Here is a 2,775-nt window from a genome sequence, read left to right as displayed (position 1 = left end):
TGTTGTTGACGCGCTCAGAAGGATACTCGCGCGTCAGACTCAGCAGCCCCAGACACAGGCGATAGGCCTGTTCAGGATGAGCTTTTGTCCGCTGACCCACGTGAGGGTGTCGGAGCCCACACCGGCCGCCCAGCTTTTCAGCCGCTCTGGCGTCCATTGCTGATGGTGGCGATGGCGTTCAGGCATGTGCTCTGCTGCGGTACTGTTACCCGGATGAAGACGCCGTGGGTGACTGGCGATCATCTGCCCGTCAGCCCAGACTTCAAGCAGGTTGTCGAAGGCATGAAGCTCCACTATTTTTTTACCGACGTACTGATGGGGTACCGAGTAATGGTGCTGTTCATATTCAACGTGATAATCGATATTCACTTTCGCTTTTTTGATGTGCCGGTAGCGCCACGGCTGTACCGGTAACGATCTTAGCGCAGGTCTGTCCAGTCTTTCGAAGGCTTTCCGGCGGTTGCCCGGCAGTTTTTTGAAGGGCCGTTCGTTGAGCTCCGTTACCAGCGTACGAATACAGTGGTTCAGTTCTGCGAGCGAGAAGAAGACCTGGTGTCGTAGCCGGGCCAGGATCCAGCGCTCGACGATCTGAACGCCAACTTCCACCTTTGGCTTGTTGTTAGCGCCAATGATATAAGACGGTAATTCACCATTTAATTTGTCCGCTCCACCCAACATGTTGTTTCCTTGAGGTTCTCACACCAGAAAGGACATCAGCATGCTGAGCAGAGAGGACTTTTACATGATAAAGCAAATGCGCCAGCAGGGTGCGTACATTATCGACATTGCAACTCAGGTAGGTTGCTCTGAACGCACCGTCAGACGGTATCTCAAATACCCTGAACCACCGGCCAGAAAAACGCGCCACAAAATGGCCAAACTGAAGCCGTTCATGGACTATATCGACACGCGTCTGGCAGAGAATGTCTGGAATGGCGAGGTCATTCTCGCAGAAATCAAAGCGATGGGTTACACCGGTGGGCGTTCCATGCTGCGCTATTACATCCAGCCCAAGCGCAAAATGCGTCCGTCGAAGAAAACGGTGCGCTTCGAAACCCAGCTCGGTTACCAGCTGCAGCACGACTGGGGCGAAGTTGAAGTTGAAGTTGAGGTCGCCGGACAGCGATGCAAAGTTAACTTCGCGGTTAATACGCTGGGGTTCTCCCGTCGCTTCCATGTATTCGCCGCGCCAAAACAGGATGCTGAACACACCTATGAGTCGCTGGTTCGCGCCTTCCGATACTTCAGTGGCTGTGTGAAAACCGTGCTGGTTGATAACCAGAAAGCCGCGGTGCTGAAAAATAACAACGGAAAGGTGGTGTTCAACTCCGGGTTCCTGTTGCTGGCCTACCACTATGGCTTCCTGCCACGGGCCTGCCGTCCGCGCAGGGCCAGAACCAAAGGCAAAGTGGAGCGGATGGTGAAATATCTTAAGGAGAACTTCTTCGTCCGGTACCGCCGGTTCGACAGCTTCACCCATGTTAACCAACTGCTGGACCAATGGATGGTTGATGTCGCTGATAAACGGGAGCTTCGCCAGTTCAGACAGACCCCGGAACAGCGCTTCGCACTGGAACAGGAGCATCTGCAGCCGTTACCGGATACGGACTTCGATACCAGCTACTTCGACATCCGCCATGTGTCCTGGGACAGCTACATAGAGGTTGGCGGCAATCGTTAACGCTGTGTGGTCAGCCGGTCTCGATACGAATATCGCTGGATAATGAGCTGCGGATCTACAGTAATGAGCAGCAGGTGGCATCACACAGGCTCTGTTCAGCATCATCTGGCTGGCAGACAGTACCGGAACATCATGCCCCACTCTGGCAGCAGGTCAGCATGGTGGAGCATCGTCCACGTCTAGGAATTTCAAATTTTCAGAGGCAGCTCTGGAACGTCATCAGCAGGGTTAAAATCCTTATAATTCTCCAGTGGGGGGTATAAAGGTGATATGTTTTCAATATGTTAGTTTGATTTTTGTACGTGTTTCCTGAATGCAGGTGGATCCTCCCTGCATTAACCGACGTAGCGCATTCGTGCTATCTCACCTGCATTCGAAACCAGCACCGCTAATCGTGTTGCGCCAAGCGCACGACTGAATACCATCCGGGCGCCGCACAGCAGGCAACTGTAAGGATCTGTCTTCAGCAACCTCTGGCTTAACGAGCTATGGGTGATCGCCACTACTTTTATCTCTTCGTCCTGGCCCAACGCTTTTTTTACCAGGGGAAGTTGTTTGCTCACCACGCGGTTAGCCAAAAATCCGAAGTAGCGGATCATGCGGAAGTGTTTTTCAGGTATATGTTTTATCAGCCTTAATATTAGCTCATGCTGACCTAATGTCAGACTTTCATGCTGCCTGGTACGGTGATCAAGAAAACGCAGTGTGATCCGGCTTTCGCCATCGTAATGGGCCAGACGGGCCCCCGATACCGGCAGTTTTTTCAGATAGCGGCCCAGATAATTCGCTGTCTGGCGAGCATGTTTTGTCGGCTTCGCAAAATAGACGTGCCAATAGGTCTCGCCTTTTTCGTTTTTCCCCTGGCTGAGCACGAAACGTTTCCATTCGTCGTAGTCCCGAATGTGTGCCAGCGCCGTCGGCAGCGTGAGAGAGCCCCAGGCCTTAAGCAAAAACTGGCGCACATTCCATATCCAGCGGGCCCTGACCTTCGGCAGAGCATCAGCGGACAAAAGCTCATCCTGAACAGGCCTATCGCCTGTGTCTGGGGCTGCTGAGTCTGACGCGCGAGTATCCTTCTGAGCGCGTCAACAACA

The 2,775-nt window shown here is 53.1% G+C and carries 1 protein-coding gene and 2 pseudogenes; 1 reads left to right on the top strand and 2 read right to left on the bottom strand.

Annotated elements, in window-relative coordinates; translation table 11 throughout:
• Positions 1–615: pseudogene (locus tag BO26_RS22900) on the bottom strand (Mu transposase domain-containing protein); the annotation flags it as partial.
• Between the two features lie 103 nt (positions 616–718).
• Here BO26_RS22900 and istA point away from each other — a divergent pair.
• A pseudogene (gene istA, locus BO26_RS18265) lies at positions 719–1,857 on the top strand (IS21 family transposase); the annotation flags it as partial.
• Between the two features lie 159 nt (positions 1,858–2,016).
• Here the strand turns inward: istA and BO26_RS18260 are convergent.
• Positions 2,017–2,691 (bottom strand): IS91 family transposase, encoded by a 675-nt coding sequence (locus BO26_RS18260; RefSeq protein ID WP_051691054.1) that lies wholly within the window; start codon positions 2,689–2,691, stop codon positions 2,017–2,019.
• Positions 2,692–2,775 lie beyond the last annotated feature (84 nt).

It is taken from the genome of Photorhabdus australis DSM 17609 (assembly GCF_000711895.1).
Lineage (GTDB): Bacteria > Pseudomonadota > Gammaproteobacteria > Enterobacterales > Enterobacteriaceae > Photorhabdus > Photorhabdus australis.
Note: the sequence above shows the minus strand (reverse complement) of the source record. Positions and strands in the feature narration are given on the sequence as shown.